The organism is Microscilla marina ATCC 23134, from assembly GCF_000169175.1.
GTDB classification, from domain to species: Bacteria; Bacteroidota; Bacteroidia; order Cytophagales; family Microscillaceae; genus Microscilla; species Microscilla marina.
Genome location: NZ_AAWS01000014.1, coordinates 96069 through 115885, shown reverse-complemented (window position 1 = coordinate 115885; position 19817 = coordinate 96069). Strand labels below are relative to the sequence as shown.

General features: G+C 39.9%; 16 protein-coding genes. 3 read left to right on the top strand and 13 right to left on the bottom strand.

The genetic code is table 11. The annotated features are described in order from the left end of the window. Window positions 1-100: 100 nt before the first annotated feature. From M23134_RS14915 to M23134_RS14900, 5 genes are all read right to left on the bottom strand, one after another. On the bottom strand, window positions 101-868 hold the full coding sequence (locus M23134_RS14915; protein ID WP_002697505.1) for a tetratricopeptide repeat protein: 768 nt from the start codon (window positions 866-868) through the stop codon (window positions 101-103). Between the two features lie 132 nt (window positions 869-1000). Continuing rightward, complete coding sequence (locus M23134_RS38185) at window positions 1001-4372, bottom strand: PAS domain S-box protein (protein ID WP_002697503.1); 3372 nt, start codon at window positions 4370-4372, stop codon at window positions 1001-1003. A gap of 356 nt (window positions 4373-4728) precedes the next feature. Next, a complete protein-coding gene (locus M23134_RS42500) occupies window positions 4729-5346 on the bottom strand; it encodes a serine hydrolase (RefSeq protein ID WP_262492908.1) in 618 nt (205 codons plus the stop codon). Next, on the bottom strand, window positions 5340-6029 hold the full coding sequence (locus M23134_RS42495) for a serine hydrolase domain-containing protein (RefSeq protein WP_002697498.1): 690 nt from the start codon (window positions 6027-6029) through the stop codon (window positions 5340-5342). Before M23134_RS42495 ends, M23134_RS42500 begins: the two co-directional genes overlap by 7 nt. A gap of 403 nt (window positions 6030-6432) precedes the next feature. Then, on the bottom strand, window positions 6433-8400 hold the full coding sequence (locus M23134_RS14900; RefSeq protein ID WP_082226577.1) for an endonuclease: 1968 nt from the start codon (window positions 8398-8400) through the stop codon (window positions 6433-6435). 486 nt (window positions 8401-8886) lie between these two features. Between M23134_RS14900 and M23134_RS14895 the strand changes: the two genes are divergently transcribed. Next, window positions 8887-9312, top strand: a complete 426-nt coding sequence (locus M23134_RS14895) for a DUF1573 domain-containing protein (RefSeq protein ID WP_002697494.1) — start codon at window positions 8887-8889, stop codon at window positions 9310-9312. Window positions 9313-9384: 72 nt separating this feature from the next. Here M23134_RS14895 and M23134_RS14890 read toward each other — a convergent pair whose 3' ends face one another. Continuing rightward, on the bottom strand, window positions 9385-9804 hold the full coding sequence (locus M23134_RS14890) for a c-type cytochrome (protein WP_045113651.1): 420 nt from the start codon (window positions 9802-9804) through the stop codon (window positions 9385-9387). Window positions 9805-10102: 298 nt separating this feature from the next. Continuing rightward, window positions 10103-10669 (bottom strand): hypothetical protein, encoded by a 567-nt coding sequence (locus M23134_RS14885; protein ID WP_002697488.1) that lies wholly within the window; start codon window positions 10667-10669, stop codon window positions 10103-10105. Between the two features lie 222 nt (window positions 10670-10891). On the opposite strand from M23134_RS14885, the gene M23134_RS14880 reads away from it, so the two are divergent. Beyond that, entirely contained in the window at window positions 10892-11317 is a 426-nt protein-coding gene (locus tag M23134_RS14880; protein ID WP_045113627.1) for a hypothetical protein, read from the top strand. Window positions 11318-11344: 27 nt separating this feature from the next. Beyond that, on the top strand, window positions 11345-11746 hold the full coding sequence (locus M23134_RS14875) for a hypothetical protein (protein WP_002697484.1): 402 nt from the start codon (window positions 11345-11347) through the stop codon (window positions 11744-11746). Window position 11747: 1 nt separating this feature from the next. Here M23134_RS14875 and M23134_RS38170 read toward each other — a convergent pair whose 3' ends face one another. The 6 genes from M23134_RS38170 to M23134_RS14845 all read right to left on the bottom strand — a co-directional run bounded on the left by M23134_RS38170 (window position 11748) and on the right by M23134_RS14845 (window position 19809). Then, entirely contained in the window at window positions 11748-12950 is a 1203-nt protein-coding gene (locus tag M23134_RS38170; RefSeq protein ID WP_002697482.1) for a pentapeptide repeat-containing protein, read from the bottom strand. Between the two features lie 369 nt (window positions 12951-13319). Beyond that, complete coding sequence (locus M23134_RS14865) at window positions 13320-13790, bottom strand: SRPBCC domain-containing protein (protein WP_002697481.1); 471 nt, start codon at window positions 13788-13790, stop codon at window positions 13320-13322. Window positions 13791-14103: 313 nt separating this feature from the next. Next, entirely contained in the window at window positions 14104-14886 is a 783-nt protein-coding gene (locus M23134_RS14860; RefSeq protein ID WP_157558491.1) for an RNA polymerase sigma factor, read from the bottom strand. 47 nt (window positions 14887-14933) lie between these two features. After that, the gene (locus M23134_RS14855; RefSeq protein ID WP_002697479.1) at window positions 14934-16502 is read right to left on the bottom strand and encodes a PP2C family protein-serine/threonine phosphatase; all 1569 of its coding nucleotides are present in this window, start codon (window positions 16500-16502) and stop codon (window positions 14934-14936) included. Between the two features lie 1727 nt (window positions 16503-18229). Then, on the bottom strand, window positions 18230-18958 hold the full coding sequence (locus M23134_RS14850) for a hypothetical protein (RefSeq protein ID WP_002697476.1): 729 nt from the start codon (window positions 18956-18958) through the stop codon (window positions 18230-18232). Window positions 18959-19062: 104 nt separating this feature from the next. Next, on the bottom strand, window positions 19063-19809 hold the full coding sequence (locus M23134_RS14845) for a hypothetical protein (RefSeq protein ID WP_002697475.1): 747 nt from the start codon (window positions 19807-19809) through the stop codon (window positions 19063-19065). Window positions 19810-19817: the final 8 nt, after the last annotated feature.

Below are 19817 nucleotides of genomic sequence, written 5' to 3'. Positions count from 1 at the left end.
ATTTCTTAAATTCAGGAAAACAGATGTGTATATAAACAAAAAAAGGTTGAGAGGTAGATAATACCTTTCAACCTTCTTAAGGTAATAATTATATCTCTCCCTATTTTTTCTGAGCTAAAAGTTTACCCTTGTATTTCTTGGCATTGTTTGCATCTGAAGCATTTGGGTAATCCTTCAATAAACGCTCATAAGTAGCTATTGCTGCTTTGGGTTTATTTTGCAACTCATATACAAGTGCTAACTTCATTAGATAAGGAGGGGTAAAAAACTTATTTGGTTCATGATCTATGGCTTTTTTGTAGTTCAAAATAGCCTTGTCATACTGTTTCAATTCTTGGTAGGCATCAGCGACTAATGAATAGGCACGGGCTTGCACCAATAAATCTGAAGTACTGAACTCCTCTAGATAGTTGATTGCTTCTTGAAACTTGCCTTGCTTAAGATAAGCTACGCCAGTATAAAAAGCCGCCAGGTTTCCGGCTTTGGTGCCAGAATAGTCTTCGTTGATAGCCTTGGCACCAGGTCTGGTTCCAAAACCATTCACTACACGGTTCAAAGAATCTATTTCATAGTATCGTTGAGCAAAGAAAATTTCTTCCTGAGCTTTTCTTTCTTTTTCGCCTTGCAGGTAGTTCATTACAAAATAGCCAGCTACTGCTACTACCAATACACCGAGCGCTATAGTAATGATACGTTGGTTTCTCTTGAGGAAAGTTTCTGTTCCTAGCAAGCGTTCCTGCAAAGTGTCTGCACTTTCCAGGTTCTCAAATATTTGAGTAGTAGTGTCTCCTTCTTGTGTATGGAGCTCTTTTTTACCTTTGTTAGTAGAAGGTTTTCCTTTTCTGTTGGGTCTTTTATTTCCAGCCATTACTCAACACGTTTCTTTTTTGAAATGCAAAGTTAGTAATAAGGACTCAATTAACAATGCTAATAAATAATAATTTGTTGATAAATAAGCATAGAGTGAGCCCAAAATGGGGCGCAAACCTAACAAAAAACCTTAGTTATGTCCATCATTTTTTGATAATTCTTCAATTTTAGCCTTCAACTTTGCTATTTCCTCCTTTTTTTCTTCAATTTTTGTCTGATCTCTCATCCGAATTTCTTCAATGGCTTTATTCGCTTTGAGCAATTCGTCGGTTCTTTTCTTAAGTTTTCGAGTATTTTGGCGGGCTTTTACTTCAAAATATTTCACTTCTGTAATGTCTTGAGCAAACTTTACAATCTTGTAAGGCTCTCCATTCAGATCAAATATTGGATTATAAGTTCCACTAAACCATATTTCAGTACCATCTTTTTTTACCCTTCTGAAACGCCCACTTACATACTCTCCATTGAAGAGTTTTTCCCATAAAGTTTTATAATCATCAGAGGTTTTGGTAAAATCATCTACAAAAATATTATGATTTTTATTTACCAACTCTATCAATTTATATTGCATCAGGTCAAGAAAACGCTGATTGGCATGCAAGATGTACCCTTTCATATCAAACTCTATCACCAGATTCGATTTGTTAATGGCAGACATTTGCCCTTCGTAGTCCATGTTTTGTACCTTTTGCTGGGTAATCACAGTTGCCAGTTGAATCACCTTGTAAGGTACTCCAGTAATATCTTTTACTGGGGTAAAGGTAGCGTTCAACCAAACAGCCTTCCCGTCTTTGGCTACCCTCTTAAACTCTCCTATTTGAGGAATGCCTCTCCTTAGCTCGCTCCAAAACTTCTTATAAGTTGCCATATCCTCTGCGCCCTCTTCCAACAACAAAATATCTTTATGCTCTTTGAGCTCATATACATTGTATTTAAGTGCATCCAAAAAGATGTTGTTCACTTCAAGTATGTTCCCCTCCATGTCAAACTCTGCCGTGGCAAGCGCAGTGTTGATAGCAGTTATTTGTCCAGTCAAAGCCAACTGATTTTGCTCTAGCTCTGTTTTTTGTTTCTGCAAAATAGAAGCATTCTCTTTCAGCTCTGTTTCATACGTCTTCACATCGTTTATATCCTGAGCAAAGTTTTGTATTTTATAAGGCTGCCCATTCAAGTCTAAGATAGGGTTATAGCTACTTCTCACCCATACTTTTTCGCCCGACTTATTGATGTACTGAAATTCTCCGGTAAGGCTCTTGCCCCTGGCCAGCTTTTTCCAATCTTGCATATACTGCACCGTTGCAGGGTCTTTAGTATCTACCAATACAGAGTGGTGCTTGCCTTTGATTTCGTTTAAACGATAGCCCATCAACTGTAAAAAGATATTATTCGCATTTAATATATAGCCCTCGGTGTCATATTCTACTACTGCGTTGGTTTTATTAATGGCCTCTAGTTCTCCTTTAAAGTCCATACTCAACTGCTTTTGCTCAGTAATATCTATGGCAAGTTCTATGACTTTATAAGGGCGCCCCTTGACATCTTTTACAGGAGTATAAGAAGCATTTAACCAAATTTCGCGTCCATCTTTGGTAATTCTTTTAAACTCCTCGGTTTGGGGTAAACCTTCCTGAAGTTCCAGCCAAAACTTTTTGTAACGGGACTTTTCTACTTCTTTGGGATCAACAAAAATAGAATGGTGGCTGTCTTTGATGTCGTAAATGCTGTAACCAAACATCTCAAGAAAAAGGTTGTTGGCATTAAGAATGGTACCTTGCATGTCAAACTCAGCCGTGGCAAGCGTAGTATTGATGGCGGTCATTTGACCAGTCAATTCTGCCTGACTCTTTTTCATTTCTTCTTGAGTAGTTACCAACTCTTGCAAACTCAAGGCACTTTCTTCTTCTTTTCGCTTTAATTTTTTGGCTGTTTCCTGGGCTTCGTTCAACAGTAGTTGAGCTTCGTGGTTATTTTTAAGGGTAGTCACACTGGCACCAATGTTCTCGGCAAGTTTTTTTACAAACTCTATTTCATAGTCTTTAAACAAATGAAAAGAAGCCAGTTCGATAATGCCTACTACATCATCTTCGTTTACAATCATAGGAATCACCAAAATACTACGTGGGTTGGCGCTCCCCAAACCAGAGTTTACCAGTGTGTATCCAGAGGGTACCTCTTGCAAATACACCGCATCTTTTTCTTGCCAGCTTTGTCCGGCAAGCCCCTGTCCCAAATAAATTTGCCTTTTCAGGAAACGCTTACGGTCAAAGGCATATACTGAGGTAAGTTCCATACAAGGTGCTTCATAGTCTTTGTCATTGAGCACAAATATGCCTCCCTGATTAGCACTGAGGTACTTTACCAGGTTTGATATTACTTCATCGGCAAGATCTTGTATTTGTTTACTTTCACGCACAATGCTGTTAAACTTGGTCAAACCTTCGTTTACCCACTTGCGTTCTTGGTCTTTAATAGCAATCTGCTTGAGCCCTTCTTGCATTTGATTAAATGCTTTGCCCATTTCGCTATGCTCCTCAAAGACATCCAGTTTACTTTCCAGGTTGCCATCAGCGATTTGCAACGAAAAATCTTTTGTTTTTTGCAAGTGATAGGTCACCAACTGTAATTCTTCTACAATCTCACTGGTTTCGTCCTCCAGCGACTTCATGTGTTTGGGCAGCTCTCCCTTTCGCAACATGCGCACATAGTCACGCAATTGATAAATATTCCGCAGAATTTTATGAGACAAATCGCGGATCAGGTAAAGCATCACGGCAAACAATACCACCCCAAGCGCTACAAACAACATCCAGAAAACATTCCAGAGGTAAGCAATTTGCCCGTGTTTCATTTCCAGCTCCCGGTTCTGAATACTTTGTAGCTCTAACACTTCATTGTGCACTTGATTGATCAAAGGCAACACTCTCTTACTGAAAGCATCTTCCCGGCTACTGGTTTGTGGGGTAAGCAATACATCGTTTTGATGATTTGCCAGATTTTCTATGTTCTCAAGGTTATAAATGTCATCACTGCGCTTAGCTATCACTTCTTCTATCAAAATCTGGCTGTTTTCGAGCTTTTGGAGGATGGTTTGCAAGTTGAGGTACTTGAGCTTCATATCCAGATTTTGCCACTTTTGCTCATACACCGCCAATGTATCATAAATTTGCTTGATTTCTTTTTTCCAGATACTTGCTCGCTTTTGCTTGTAATCACCTTCTACCTTTTGATTGTTATTTTCAAAAATCATGTATACCTGCAAAAATATAGAGCTGCGGTTTACCATTTCATTAAGCGCCTGAAGATGTACTTTGGTGGGGTTAATGGTATTGTCGATGTAGGCATTGATCCGAGAGATTTTATTTAACTCGTTGAGTGTTACGGCAGTAAAAACCACCATAACCACTGCAAGCACTGCAAAGCTTCGGATAATCCGTTGCCGTATAGTACTTGAGCTTTTCTGTGTAGTTACTTTTATCTCTTTGTTCTCACCTTTCTTTGCCATAAGAGTCTCTCTGTTTATAATACAGGAAATATAATGCTTTTTAGTGAATAGTCCATATCCTTTGCGGGCTATTAGGCTTTACTAGTATAAACTAAAATCATACCTGAGTAATAGTGGCAAATCAAGTAAAATAATACTGTTTACCTGTTTGCTCAGGCAGACGGTCCTCCTACTCAACATAACTAACTGTATGCAAGCACCTTACGTTACAAAACCATTCGCACACTTCCAAATCAACGAATTTAACAGTCCATGTTATTGAATACTGGTTTTTATGACGTTGGCGTTTGGGTATTTTCTAGCATGCGTACACTGCCCACCTGTATTACTTCTCTGATATTTGTTCAAACCAACTATTATTTTTGTGGGGGCTTCAGTCCAAAATAGTTTACATCAGGCAACTGGCTTTTAGTTGCCTTTAATACTTGCCTCATTACTCCATAAATCTCCCTTACTCCTGACCTACTGTCAATACTGGTATTGGTCACAAAAGCCCAACTAATGCCATTTTTTAAGGTAGCGATTACAGCATCTGAGCCACCCAAACTACCAGTGCGCCAACACCCACGTGGTGAGCACCAACGCCAACCCAACACTTGTTTGCCTTCTTCATCATCGGGGGTCATCATTTGTCGCACAATGTCTTTGCTCAAAATATCGGGCACATTATCAAAACCATCAATCGCAGTAACCAATTTCATTAAATCTACCGGAGAGGCAATCCAGGCACCCGCCCCTGCCAATGCGTCCAGGTTGTTGCCTCCATACATACGCAAAACCTTCTGACGGGAGTTGTATACCGAGTGAGCTTTAGGTACATCTTTTCCTTCGTAATACTTTACCTCCAGTGGGGCACGGTCTTTCAATAGGTTTTTGCTTAATCTCACCCCTTTTATATCAAGTTTTGCCAATAAATCCTGTACATATTTTTCATAAGATACTCCAGTTACCTTAGCTACTACTTCGCCTAAAATAGCATAGCCATAGTTAGAGTAACCAAAGTGGCTCCCTGGTGCATACCATAGCCTCCGGGCAACACAAAACGAGTTACATCATGGAGAGATGGGGGCGATTTGATGCCAAGTTTGCGCGCTACCTCTAGAGGTCTGAATATGGGGTCACCCACACACTTACGACACCAGCCTGCAGTGTGGTTGAGCAATTGCTTGACTGTAATCTGGTACATTCTCTGATCTACTGCTGTAGTATAGAGCGAATCGTTCAAAACTCCCGCTTTACCAAACACGGTATCATTCAACGCCATTTTTTTTTCATCAATCAATTTCATTACTGCCACTGCTGTTACCAGTTTCGACACACTGGCAATGCGAAACTTATGCCCTGGGTGCACTTTTACCCTTGCTTCTTTATCGGCATAGCCATAGCCTTTAGCATACACCAATTGCCCATCTTTGACAATGGCCATCGAAGCTCCCTTAAGCTGAAAAGTGTCCAGGTAAGCGTTGACCAAACTATCGGCTTTTTTCATAGGCTTATGGTCTGACAAATCGTTGTGGAGTACTTGCCTGGCAATGGCCTGTTTAAACACTGGCGCAATGTTGTTTTGCCCTGACTCGACACTTGTGGTACATTGGACAAAAAATATAAATACCAATAATTGACTCAAAAGAGCCATGGCTAACTGCTTGTTTGTCATTGAGAAAGGTTAACTGCCTGGCATTGTGCGCCATAGGCGATCAGTGTGTATTAAAATAAGTTGTACTACTGATAACAAAAGTAATATTTGAAATGATTTATGGGAGACTTTGAAGGGTATTTTTTTGTAGGAATACTTTGAGTAAGAACAAAAAAAACCGCACCAAATACTGAGTTTTAGTGCGGTTTTCTAATTTAAAAAGTCCCAATAAAGTTTTTGTCCTCGTTGTATGTTGTATTACCGGAGACTTTAATATAAATAAAGTACATCATTAAATTTAGGCAAAGTTACGCAATGATTTTGCTAAAAAAATGTCATCATTTAACATGTAGCGATAAAATCAAGGTTTTTAATTTATTTTTTCACAAAAACTTATATCAAAAAACTCTTCGAAAAATACAGCTTAACGAACCATCAAGCGTTGGGTGGTAGTGGTTTTGCTGTTTTGAATAGTCAATACATAAATACCTTTCTTCCAAGCACTTACGTTTATACCAAATACACGGCGTTTGCGGGAGCTTTGGTACACTACCTGACCTTGCATATTCGCTACCACCACCTTGGCGGCATGGCTTAGTTGTATATTTACCTGAGTGCTCGCAGGCACGGGGAAAACCCTTACCTTGTTGTTTGTAGCAATTGGCTGCACTGTAGTACGGTGACTGGCTCCGCCGATTTGCCCAAAGTGAGAAAAAATATTTTGTCCGTGCCGTGTCCAGTAGCTTGGGTTGTAGACAGAAGAGGGCTTATAAGCTGACGACTTACGCTCTAGAGTCACTTCTTGCCCAAAATAGCTGCCATCACCGTATACCCCTACTATATCAATGAGTGTCTCACCTTTAAACAAAGCAATGGCATCATTTCCATTAAAATTAAGTACAGTGTGGCTGGTTTTCAGGTCTGCCGAGAAAGTAGCAGAGGCGTTTGCCAAAGTATACACAGTACCGCTTGCCAATGCCCCACTTAGATTGAGTACCTGCCAGCTACCTGAACCATTGGCTTGTTTGCGCAAAGAGTAGCCACTTAAGCTCACCTCGGCACCAGTAAGATTGGCGATTTCAACGCCTTTATTGTAAGATGTGCCCTCTACATACTCAGAAATAAACAAATCAGGTGAGCCATTTCCTCCTGCACCGTCATTGTTGCTGTCTCCACTGCCTGCCCCAATATTTACAGTATAATCTTCTACCTCGCCATAAGAGATGGTCTCGCAACATGTAGGCACTCCGTTGTATTTCATAGATACACGCATACGGGTAGCGCCTGCAACTGCTGAGGCAGGCACCGTAAAAGAGCCTGCAACTATGCTTGCACTGGTTGCCGAATGAGTAAACACTTGCTCACCGCTATCGGTAAAATCGCCATCTTGGTTAAAGTCTACCCAAACTGCATACCCTTCGCTATATATACTCCCTGACCAGGCTGGTTTGATGGTAAAATTTACGGTAGCACCTTGTGTCAGGCTCGTCGACACTGAGGTAAAATCGGCATAACCACCATTGGCACCCGATGATTTATAAATGCTGGCAACTACTACTTGCCCAATCCATTCATCGGCCACACTATTGCCTTTAGAGGCACAATAAGCCGCCGTTCCACCCCCGCCATCGCTCGCACCAGTAAATCCCCAGGCACGTGCTACCAGGTGGGGCTGGTCTATGTAAGGGTTACGGTCGCCCTGGTACTGTTCTATAGCGTTGTTGCGGGCAATTTCGGCAGCATCTACCGGATCGTTCAAATGCCATTGATATAAAGTATTGAGGTCACCCACCGAAGTAATACTGCCAGCTTGGGTAGGATACATGGTGAAAAAATAAAAAACCGCGCGAGCCACATTTCCTTTGTGATCTTCACGCGGTTCAAATTTACCGTTGGCATATTCGCTGTATTCATTTATACCAGAGGAGGGGCGGCTGGATTGGGAACTTGTGTGTCGCATCCATTGGGTGGTTTGATTGTCGTCAATTTCAGCGAAAGCGTAGTTAGACCGGATGCTATTCCAGTTTTTGTAGGTGGGAAACAGGTGGTGAATATCAGACTTCATAGGTTCGGCTTTTCCAAAAAAGCTTTGAGGCACAGTATGTTCACAGTTGATAGGATCAGGGTTGGTACTGGTGCCTCCATAAGACCAGCTCTTGGCATACCCGGAGTATACTCCGCTAATTTTACTGTTTTTGTTGTCAATGTAGTTATACATTTTTCTGCGGGCCTCGGTATACCCTAGGGTATTGTGCTTACCCTCATAATAATTGGCTTTAAGCCAACTACGCAACGATGCTCCATCAAGGTTGGAGGGAGGGGTTTGTGCCCAGGTAAGCATGCTTAACAGCAAGCATATAAGCGTAAGTGTCAGATGTTTAAAATGTTTCATTGGGTTTTGAGTTTAAGAGGCAGGTTCGGAATGCCCCAAGTGCAAATTTAAAAGTCAGTTTACATCCTAACTTTTGTAGGATTTGGTTACTCAAAACTATTTAGTCACTTACTTTATTCAATGTAACATTTTAACATGAATTGTTAAAAATTTATATAATTACACGTATTCACATAACATTAAATTAACATTCACATTTTTAACAAAATTATATTTTACAAAAACACGTAACACACAAATTTATATTATAAACATTTAAACTGGTAAGTCAGTTAATTTAACGCTGCTTTTATGTTAACAAATTATGAAGTCAATCGTGTACTTTTATTTCTTAACAAAGGGTGGCTTTAGGGGTAAAAAAACCTATTTACTCCCCCACTATCTTCTATTAACAGCCCATTAACATATATTCAAAAATCATTAACTACACCTCTGTATAGACATTCATACCTTTGAGCTATCAAATAACCAAAACATTTTTTAGTCATGATAAAACAAAAGTTAACACTCGCGCTTTCTCTTATCTTATTAGCAGGACTTACCGTATTTGCCCAACAAATGGCGTTTAATACACCCCAGAAGGCTACTATCAACACTACCAAAGCATCTTTTCAATGGCAAAAGACCGCCTACTCGTTTGGCAAAATAACGCAAAACAAGCCAGCAAAGGCTACTTTTAGCTTTGTAAATACCGGAAATGAGCCTTTAGTGATTACAAGTGCGGTGGGTTCTTGTGGGTGTACTGTAGCCAACTACCCCAAACAACCCATCAGACCAGGCCAAAAGGGGGAAGTAACGGCTGTATATAATGCAGCAAAGTTAGGGAGTTTTAACAAAACCATTACCCTGACCTCTAACGCCCAACAAACCAAAACGGTGCTGTCTATCAATGGTGAGGTAGTCAAAAAATAACTTTATACCACAAAAAAGGCTAAGAATGTATGATACACTCTTAGCCTTTAAAATATTGGTTTTCTTACTACTTTACTTCTTTTTTTGAGCAGCTTTTACCTCGCCCACTGTTACAATTTCGGCCTTGTTGCCCCAACTATTCATAATGTAGTTGAGCACATCAGCTGTTTGTTTGGCAGTAAGTCCTTGTGGGGGCATGTTGCCGTTATAGGTTTTGCCATTGACTACCATTTTGCCCGATGCTCCATTCAGTATTTGGTGAATAGAACGTTGTCGGTCTGCCATCAAGTAGTCAGACTTTGCCAAAGGAGGAAAAACACCTTCTATGCCCAAACCATTTTGCATGTGGCAAGTTTGGCAATAACTGCCATAAATACGCTTGCCTCGTTCCATGCTTTTTTTGAGGTCGGTTTGAGCATCACTGTCAGTAAACGAAAATAATGTAACAGCCACTGCTATCAAAAACAGGCATAATGTAAAATTTTGTTTCATAATTTCATGATGGGTTTTAGTTATGCTTTTTAATAACACCATACGATCTTTTTGGGCAAAACATAACTCATCGCGCTTAATTTAAGTATCAACACTACAACGCCAAAAGCCTGTAAATAGTTAAATTTATTGGTTGTAATGCTCCCACGTCAGTTTAGTGGCTTGGTGTGTTCAAAAAAACCAACTCAGGTGTGTGATTGTTTTTTCAACAACCCATCTGTTTTCTCCCTGAGAGATAAAGGTGAGTGCATTGTCAATGTAGGTAGGTAGTTTTTGACAACATTGTTTGGTCAAAGCATTACATCTTCAGCGCCCAACTACTATTGTCGCCTGGATCAGCTTTTACCCCCAAAGCGTTTTTGCCTTCCATATTGCTTTTAAGTTGTAACCTGCCATCTTCGCATTTGGTCATCTTAAAACTCCAGGTAATCTCTTGTTTTTTTTCTTTGCTTTCTACGGTTTTTCCTTGCTTTACCTTTTCTTCAGTCACTGAGATAAATTGAATAGTCAGAATATTATGCTCTACCTTATAAGTACCCTTGGAGGTAGTTCTTAATTCAAAAAAATCAGTTCCTCCAGTGTTCATTGCCTCAGCTGTTATTGCTTCTACTGTATTATCGTTGTTAAATTTCATCATCGCCCAATACTCCGAGTAAGTCAAAGCATCACAATCTTTAAGGTTTACTCCAAAAGCAAAAATTCGGTTCTTGACCATACCAGCATCCATCTGTTCATTTTTCACTTTTTTGGTATTTTTACCCATCTTTTCTATCGAATCTTTAGCAGTAGTGCCAGATTCTTCTGATGACTTTCCACAACCAGTCAAAAATATCAGGTATAATAATGCTAAAGCAAGCTTTTTCATGTTCGTAATATTGGAGGTATGGTTTAGAGAAAGCTAAGATAGTGAATTCGAACTAAATTTTTCGATAGGCCTACTAGTGTATGGCATATTCAGTACAAAATAGGTTAATTTGGTATTTTTGGTCATACTTACAAAAAAACAGGGCTTTGTAAGAGCTTTCATTTGCTTGGAGATATGGGCTTTAGTTACGAATTTTAGCCACGGCATTTAATAACGTTTGATATGAAAATTTCACAAGGCATCTATGGGGTCATCTTCAGTCTTTGGGTCGGTTGTTCGCCTCCTTCTCTGTTTTCCGACGATCCTCGCGACAAGTTTATCGGACGCTATAGTGTGTCAGAAACTTGTAACCCGTCTAAGGTAAGCCAAGGTTACTCCATACAAGTTGTTAGGTCTGCCAGTGATACAGACTCTCTCATTACTTTAGAGAATTTTTATAACAGTGGGGCAAAAATAGAGGGGGTGGTCACAGGCAACCGGGTCGCTTTTCCTGCTCAAAGCTTTGCGGCGTATACTTTTAGCGGAAATGGTACTGTTTTTACTAAAAAAGAAAGTACCGAACGTTTTATAGAATTGACGTATATAGTACAGGTTACCCCTGGTAGTTTTGCCGATACTTGTCAGGCAAAAGCCATTATTCAGGAATAAGGTCATTGTTCACCTAAAACCTTCCACATGAACCGTTTAATCATTTTTTGCTTCGTTTACATTGTATTCCACCTGGCTGCTCAAGCCCAAACTACTCCCTTGCCTGATACCAATCAAATCAAACAAAACCCATTTTTTCAAATCCAAACTACTCCCAGGTTTATGAGCTTGTCAATCATAAGTCCTACATTGTACAACCACTGGAGCACACAGCTTAAATTTTTTGAAGAAAAGTACAAAAATCAAAATATGCTACTGTTGGTTTCTGCTACTACAAGTAAACAAAAAATCGAGTTTTTGACTGAGTTTATGTCACAACAAAGTACCGACAAAGATTTGTTGGTTGCCTATGCAGATGCGCTAAAAGTAGTGACGCTCAAATACCGGGCATTGGACTTTAAACACCATCTTTATTTAAAAAAACAGTGATTTACATTACCCCTCCTTTGCGCACCAAAAACTCTCGTGTATTATCAGCCATTGTAGCTCCAGTAAACACTGACTGTTTTACATTACGTACCCTCATATCGCTTTGATTTAAGTTGGCAGCTGCCATATTAGTTTGGGCAAGCAAAGTATCTTTCAGGCAAGACATGGACAGGTCTACCCCAGCAAAATCAGCATATTCGAGGTTTGCCCCAGTCAGGTCTACATTATGAAAGTGCGCCCCTTCAGCTTTAGTGTCGCTTAAGTTTGCCTCCACCAGGTTGGCATGGTCTAAATAAGCCTCTTTGAGGTTGACTCCTTGCAGATTGGCGGCTTTCAATAGTGCATAACGCAAGTCTGCCTGAAATAAATCACTGTTGGCAAGGTTTGCCTGGGTAAGATCTGCATCGTGCCAACGCGAATAATGAGCTTTTATCAAGCGTAGGTCGGCAGCCTGCAGGTTGGTTTCATACAAATAAGCTCCACTGAGATTGCTCCCTGCCAGGTTAGCTTTGCGCAAATCAGCCTCTGTCAACTGAGCGTTTTCCAGTTGAGTATCGGTCATAGTAGCCGCATAAAAAGAGGTAAAATGTGCCTGTACATTGTCTAAGTTGGCTTTGCGCAGGTTGGCTCCCTGACAATTGGCAGAGGTCAGGTGGGCACTTTCCAGATTGGCACTTAACAAAATCGTGTTTTCAAGGTTGGCATGGTTCAACAAAGCACCCCTCAAGTCACAGTACGACAAATTAGCATTGCTTAAGTTTTGATATTGCAAGTTTAACCGCAAAGGTTTGGTCATTTTAAGCATAAAGGTAAACTTATCGCGCAAAGCAGGCTCGGCAGGCACAAAGTTATAGCGAGGGTGTGCATACGCCAATATAGAAATATACGCAACAAATGTGTTTTTCATCAACACATTGGGCGCTATATGGGTATGAACCTTCGCCACATGAATAAACTGCTGATCGAGCAGGTCGGGCATAAAAAAACTCATGCGTTCGCTCAGCTCCATTCCCAGTTCTTCGGTTTCGGCTTCTACCAATTGGGTTAAAAAAACTACCTCATCAAGCGATAGCTCTTTTGCGGCAAACAAGTCGCTCAAAATAACCAACGCTTGCGCTGGCTGATTGAGTCGATAACTCTCATCAGGATTTTTAGACAAGAAAGAATGCTTGAGTACTGTAAATTTTTCTTCAATGTGTTTCATAACCGTTTGCCGTAGATGTTGAAAGCAATATAAAAAGTTTCAGAGAAAATACGGCTTAATCATAAAGATTTACCTGCCTTTACTCTTCTTCTGTTTTATTACGCTCCCACACCTCCAGCGCTTGTTTGACTGCTTAGGAACGTGATCGCAATAACTGTCCGATTTAGAACATATCCTCTTTACTGACTTTCGTTACTTTTTTCGCCGTAGCTATGGCTACGCCTGCAAAAAGTGCCTCAGCCAGCCTCGAGTATACGCCCTCAATCTCGACACTTATTTTGAACATGTTCCTTGACGTATAGCATTGAGCTGGATTACCTCCTTGGCTCATCACTATTTTTTTGTTTGAGATAATTAAAAAAACACAACTCAACCAGCTTCTGAGGCTGTTTTTAGGTCAGCCGCAAAATCTTCGAAAGCTTGGGTAAAATCAGGCAAACTGCCCGCAATGAGCGGAAGCATAAAGCCACTAAACACCTCCTGCATTTCAAAGTCCGCTGTTCCATCCGCACAATCGGTCAGTGTATAAGTTCTCACTCCTTTGAAAGCTGCCGCCCCACTTTGCCACACCATTTTTTTATTTGGTACCAATTCGCTCACTTTTAGATTAAAAGGGCGCTTGCTTAATTTTACAAATACAGTGATCTTTTCATTCAGGGCAATCTGCCCTTCTATCTTTTCTACAGTGGAGTTCCATTTCGGGAAATCGGCGGCATTGGTAAGCAAACCCCATATTTTTTCTGCGGGCGCCGCTATGTTTACTTTCACACTATATTGCAGTTTAAAAGTATGTTTTACCTTCACTGCTTGTCCATTTTGTTGTGTAGCTTGACTTGTCATGGGTCTGTAGTTTTATATTTAAAATAAAGAAGTCGTCTCACCTTTTAATAATGAATTACACAGAGCTTATTTTGTCCAATAGCTTCGATATTTTTTAGCCCCGTAGCGCTGCTATGCTTCACAAAATTTCATCGTTATCGAACCAAAGCAACCATTTTCATCAAAAAAAATCGAGATGACTTCAAAGTATAAAATGAGGCAACAAACGCAGTTGCCTTTCTGTATTACCTCTTAGACTTTTTGCCTGCTAAAAACGGATGAAAAATTGAGAAAAAATGCCCTATTTTCCATAAGTGCTTAATAATCAACCCATTTATTTTACATGATGAGGCATATTTTCTAACATATAATTGTGCAAGTCAAATCCTTGGGCATTGATAGGGTCTATGCTTTGTATGAGCTGTAGTCTTAAATTGAGCAATTGTTCATGGTTTGCTTTGTCTTGTGCTTTCACCATCTCTATTTTGTTAGCCTCTGCCGCAAATACTTGCTTGGGGTTAAACATCCCGTTCAGTTCAGAACACTGATGGCAGGCGCCATTTTTATTAATGAGTGAACAACGGTTATCAAAAATATGGCGCAAACGAGCGCGGGCATTGGCTAATCCATACTTTACCTGTCCCTCGCTCAATTCCATAATCACTTCAATTTCACGCACTTTAAAGGCATATACTTCTTTTAAAATCACACAAACCTGTTCTTCCAACATCAGGGTTTTGCTTATACAAGTAAAGCAATAGTCTATGTGTTCTCGCAATACAAATTGACCATAAGTTGAGTTTTGGGCAATGTCTGCCATAGTTTGTTGAATCTCTTGAGAAGCATAAGTGGCTTCGCGGCATCGGTCCTGATAGTCTTCTTGCCAACGCTGCTCTTTTTTTAGAAAATCTTTGGCAAGATTGGTAGCAATGGCAAAAACCCACGTCTTGAAAGAAGACTCACCTCTAAACTTTGCCAAGTGCTGAAAAGCCTTGACGTAAGCCTCCTGCACTATGTCTTCGGTGTTTTGGTGGTGTGCCACCAAACGGTATATATAAGAGCTAAGTGAAGATCGAAATTCAACGAATTGATCTTGGTAGGTTTGTACATCCATCATAGTAAAATATTAGTTACTGTTTACCTTCACACAAATATTATTCACTTTTATATGCGTATGCCCAACCACAAAATATCGTCACGCTGAGTGGTATTGATCATTTGCTGGTGTAAGGCTTCTTCTATTTTCTCTTTTTGCCCCGACAATGGCAGCAAGGCTATTTGATTTAACATCCTGATCAGACGGTCTTTGCCAAACTTTTTTCTATGTACATCATTTTGGTCTTGCAGTCCGTCTGACCCCAAATAAATCAGGCTTTCGGGAGCCAGATTCAGTACGTGGTTCACAAACTGTTTATTTTCGTTTTGTATGCCCCCCAACGATTTGCGTGCTCCTTTCAGTTCACACAATAACAATTCGCCTTTAGGCAAATAAAACAGTGAGTTTTTTGCTCCAGCAAATGTCAACCGGGTGAGGGCACCATTTGCTTGCTCAAGGCTTACAATAGTAGCATCCATTCCATTGATATCTTGAGTTTCTTTTTGGCGCAATACCAACTGTATTTCAGTGTGTAAGGCATCAAGTATAGCCGCAGGGCTGGTGATTTTTTCGGTGCTGACAATCTTATCAAGCAAAGTGTTGCCAATCATTGTCATGAAAGCCCCCGGAATACCGTGTCCGGTACAATCGCTCACCACCAGTATAGTATGACACCCTACCTTGTTTAGCCAGTAAAAGTCACCCGATACTTTGTCTTTAGGATAATAAATAACAAAATAGTCACGCAGCAACTCATTTAGTTTTTGAGGGTGGGGCAATAAGGTTTCCTGAATCGTTACTGCCGAACGAATACTTTTTTGAATAAACCGGTCGCGTTGTTCGAGCACTTCGTTTTTATTACTTATTTTTTGTTGAGATTCTCTTAAAGATTTCACCGCTTTTCGCAATACACGCTCGCTACTGCCCAATTTATTATTCAAAAATTTCATTTCCTGGTTTTTCTTCTCGATAAAGTCCCGCTGGCTCACCACTTCTTCTTTTTGCTGCACTAACTCTTCGTTTTGCACCTGCATTTCCTCTTTTTGAATCTTTAATTCAAGGTTTTGTGCCTGGATCACCTGCTGGCTTTTTTCTTTGATCTGCACAAAAATGCTGGTAAGCCAGGTAATCATACAAGCCAGCCCTGTATTTAGCATCACACTATAGAGTGTGTGCCCTTGTTTGGGCAGTTGATTGGGCAATGTACCTGCCATGGCAAACCCCAAAATAACCAATATTCCTAAGCCAAGCCAGACAACGCCTTGCCTGAGATCTATTAACAAAATAGCTGTAATGGGAATAAAACAGATCCAGGAGAGTGCCACTGACGCTATGCCACCCGACAGGTATATAAATGCGATCAACCCAGTGAAACAAATAATTAAAAAAACCTGGCTGAGATGATGAAAAGAAATGGTGGTTTTGTATAAAAAAATGCAGGCTACAAACAATACAAATAAACTCAGGTTTGCATACACGGCTGGCACAAAACCAATCGACAGGCATACTATAGCATAAACCCCACAAAACAAGGCGGCTATTACACAAAAGTGCAGCAGCAGTTTGGGGTTCTTTCTAATTCGCTGGCTGTCTTTTATGCGAAAATCACTGATAAAAAAATCATAAAATGCCTTCATTCGTAATATTATCGGGCTAACCTTAACAATAGTCCATAGCGCCTGCAGGGGCAAGCTTTAAGCGACAAGTCCTTAGATACCGATGTATATCGGTGCTTCAAGTTTGACGCTGCTCTACAAGCAACTTACCGATTTTATAGGACGTTGATTATTAGCGGCTTATAAAATAGGCAGATGGAAGTCCATAGCTGATTTGAGTAAACGTTCACCTTGTTAAATGCTGTAACCCAGTATTTTATATTAAGATTGCGTACTCACTTTATTTTTAAAAGTGTTTAGGCGTAAAACCGAAACACCCAATTAAATAGTTTTTAAATTCATCAATAACTGATAACCAGCAAACAACTTTGACTAAAATCACTGCAGAGTATTGGTTTAAGCATCAAGACAAAAATAGTTGACTAAGTACTTGAAGTCAATGGACAAAATGAACGATTTGCCGCTCATTATTAAAAGTCGAGATGAGTTCTATTCATAGTGATCTTTCATAAATAATTTGAGCCATTAAAGTGTATCTATTGCCCTCATTCTTCTCAAAAAAAAAAGCCTCATAGCTTTGGCTATGCACCGTTTTTTTTGAATCGTCTGAGAACAATATATTTTCTTAAATTGGCACATCTTATTTTTTCCAGATCACTAAGGAATAGTACCAAAATAAATTTACATTTTTAACCTCATCTTTCGCTGACAGAATGCGTTAAAAAAACTTACCGTAGCGCTGCTATGACGCCGTCCCGCAGGGCTGGCTCAACATCCACTGGATATTGCCCTGCCTCTCCTAACAACAAAATATTTTGGCGTTACTATAGAACTTTATTTTTACACCATTCCTAAGATAAAAAAGTAAGCCTGATATGACAATGATTGGAAAGGCAATTTTAGAAAGTTGTTGGAGAAATCTTGCTCAGCGCCAAATTAGTATAAAGTTTAGGGCATAAAAAAAGCCTTGACTCTTAATAGTCAAAGCTTTTTGAAATTATTTATTATTTGTGAGAGATGATCTGTTGATCACCTTACTTTCACAAGTTTTAAACAATTGCTGTTATTCTACCAATGCTTAAAACTATATGAATCACCTATATACTCTACATAAACTTGATCACTATTTCTCTTGATTACCTATTCTTTATCACCCGATCCACGGTTTCGTCTGATCTTGTGACTTATCTTATATCTATTTTTCACAATCATTTATCATTTGATCGCTGTATTTTCCTAGGTCTGTATCACCTCGAGCTTTCCAAACCCGTTTGATCCCTCTTTCCTGGTCTGATCACCTACCTTTCCCTGGGGTTGATCACTTGTTATTGGATTAATCCCTCGTATTTCCTTGGTGGTTTGACCACGTCCATTCCCTTTTTCTTCCATTTCTTTTTGGAACTGATCCCTCTTTCCTGATCTGATCACCTACCTTTCCTTGGTGGTTTGACCACTTCTATTCTTTTTTGTTTTCATTTCTTTTTTGGGTTGATCACTCTTTCCCTGGTCTGATCACTTTTGGGTTGAAAAAGGAGTTGTTTTTTCCTTTTGTTATTATATACTTAAGAGCAAGGGGCTCGATGGATATTTTTTTATCACTTTTTTTTATTTTTTTCACACATAACACTTAACACCCTCATTATCAAAGGAAAAATCTCGAATAAAAAAAGACAAACATGGTTGTTTGCCTTCTCATTGAACTGATTCTAAAAGTGAATCAACCTCTCTAAGGTATCTTATAACTCAATTTACATGTAAGCATAAAAACAATGTATCTCTAAGATATCATCTATGCTACGATTATGATAAGTATTCATAGATCCCTCTAAATCTATCACCGCCATATCTACCAGCATATCAGTATACCCATTAACAGGATAAAACACCATGGCAGGTACTAACACTTTTTCTCTAGGGCGATAAGCTGCTTCCAATGTGTGAAACTGATGGTTTGTTCCGGGGTCACCCGTATAGGTTACCTTCATGTGTAGTTCTACCTGAGCTCCTACTTTTCGATACTTAAGCCAACCATTAAAACTAGAGGTAGCAAGTGTAATTTCTTTATAATTACTTTCCATTACTACTGGCGTCAGCACCCTTGTACCTCCCTGGCTCTCTACCACAATGTATTCGCCACTTGCAGGAGGGATGCCCGCCAAATCAGCAAAATAATTGACTCGGGTAGTTTTATTGGCAGCATCTTCTACAAACATACGCTCTTCATGGTATACAGGAGAAGCCATGCGTAAATAAGCAGGAAAGCTTACCTCTGTTTTCCCGGCAAACTCAAGTATTTTACCGTCTATATACACCAATCCAGGGCTTATAGACGAGCCCGCTACTTCGCAACCAGACAGAATAAAAGCTCCCTGGTTTTTGTATTGGTCTTCAATGGCTTTATAGAGGTTTTCAAACTGTAACCTGAAGTCACGATTAAAAACAGGTTGCCCTCCAGATTTAAATTCTAATCTATTCATTGAGGTTATATTTTTTAAGTTTTAATTAGCTAAATTTTTGGTATTCTTCACGAAGTTCAAACCATTGACTCTTCAATAAAACCCAGGAACAAACTTTACTTTTCTTAGGGGGCTCTAAATGAAATACCCTCCAGGATAAGCCAAACCGAGGTGGTCAGGTTACAGCTTACTTCACCATTTGTACCAATGGTTACATACCCCGTAATATGGGCGCCTCCATTAGCCATTCCTACCACACCAAACCGTGCTGCACTACCTACTAAAAGTGGTCTATACTCTTCGGGTAAAGTAAATATAGCCTGATCGGCAGTTCCACCTCTCACTCCTCCCCCTATATACACTCGCCCTCTGTCTTTGTAAAAATATACCTCTGCCCCAGAAACTAGCCAACCATTTTGAAAGCTGGGCTCTCCTGGTGAGCCTACCACATGTACAGGGTCACTTGGTTCATTCATGATTGTTTTCAACGTTCTAATGGGGGCAGTATCAGACACAGTAATGTGTTCGCCCTCTGTAGGTGGCGATGTCACCAGTTCTGCGTGATAATTGATCCGGGTGGTTTTGTTGGCAGCATCTTCTACAAAGAAACGTTCTTCATGTTGCACCGGAGCAGATTGTTTGATATAAGAAGGAAAAGTGATACCAGACACTTGGTCAAACTCCAGTATTTTACCATCAATATACACCAACCCAGCACTGATGGAAGTTCCTGAGGTTTCGCAACCAGAAAGGACAAAAGCGCCTTTTCCTTTGTATTGATCTTCAATAGACTTGAACAATTGATCAAACTGGAATTTAAAATCACGGTTCAAGAAGGGCTGACCACCCGACTTAAATTCTAATCTATTCATAGGTATAA